We start from the raw sequence: 984 nt of genomic DNA, 5'->3' as shown, positions 1-984 counted from the left end.
CCTTTTGGAGGTTCCGAATGTGGCCTCCACCTCGTTCCTCTCGCCGATGGCCCTCCTCTTGTCCTCAGCGTGGCGGTCGTTTTCATCCTTGGGAGGTCGTCCAAGCGGGTGGTTGTAACACTCAACATGACAATCCTTGATAAGATTCCTGTTCGCCTTCCCGAGGTAGAGCTTGTCCGCTTGGACTTCCTGTGGCAGCATGCCGAAGCGCTTTTTATAGAGTTCCAATTGCATGGCGAGGTCGGACGATTCGTTGTAGGCGTCCCAACTGAGATGGTCGACGTAGGTGTAACCGTTCACGATGCTGGCGCCAATCTTCGCACCGAACTCGACCTTGGCCTTCGCCTTGCCCCTGACAATAGGACGGAGGTGCGGCTGGTAGATGCTGACGATGCGGTCGGCGCATCTGCGGACGTTCTCATCAAACATCTTCTTCTGTTGCTCGTACATCTTGAACGCCGCCTTGAGACACTTGCAATCATGCCGGCTGAAGCACGAGAGGAGACGGCTTGACTGCCCGCCAAGGAAATCAAGGAATGTCAGCAAGTCCGCCTGTAGGCAGCGTAGTTGGATCAACCTGACCTTGTCGACAAGTTTCTTCCCCTTGCGCTTTTTCTTGGTCAACGAGATGAAGGCCTGGCGTGCTTCCACGCGGTGGGTCCGAGGCTTCTCGGTCTTGTGGCGGGCACAGAACTTGTCAAGCAGGCGGTCTATCAGTTCGCTGCCGTCTTCCAAAAGGTTGTAGTCGGTCGGATAGCGAACCTCGGCATCACAGCATGTGGCATCGACCTTCATCGTCCCCCCGTGGTCATTGCCGTCCTCGTCGGTGTGGACCTTCTTCGGCTTGCTGCCGTCTGCCTCCGACAGCAGCAAGGTCAGCAGGTTGAAGAATTCATGATCAAGACGCTTGCGAATTTGGACGAACAACTCTGGAACGAAAACGGGTTTCTCCGTGAACTTGGGAAGCCCAAGCAGATATTGCAT

The 984-nt window shown here is 55.5% G+C and carries 1 pseudogene; it reads right to left on the bottom strand.

The features are described from left to right. Positions 1–984: pseudogene (locus tag KM934_RS12815) on the bottom strand (IS5 family transposase); the annotation flags it as partial.

Source organism: Hallella faecis (genome assembly GCF_018789675.1).
Lineage (GTDB): Bacteria > Bacteroidota > Bacteroidia > Bacteroidales > Bacteroidaceae > Prevotella > Prevotella faecis.
This window is presented reverse-complemented; position numbering and strand designations above follow the sequence as displayed.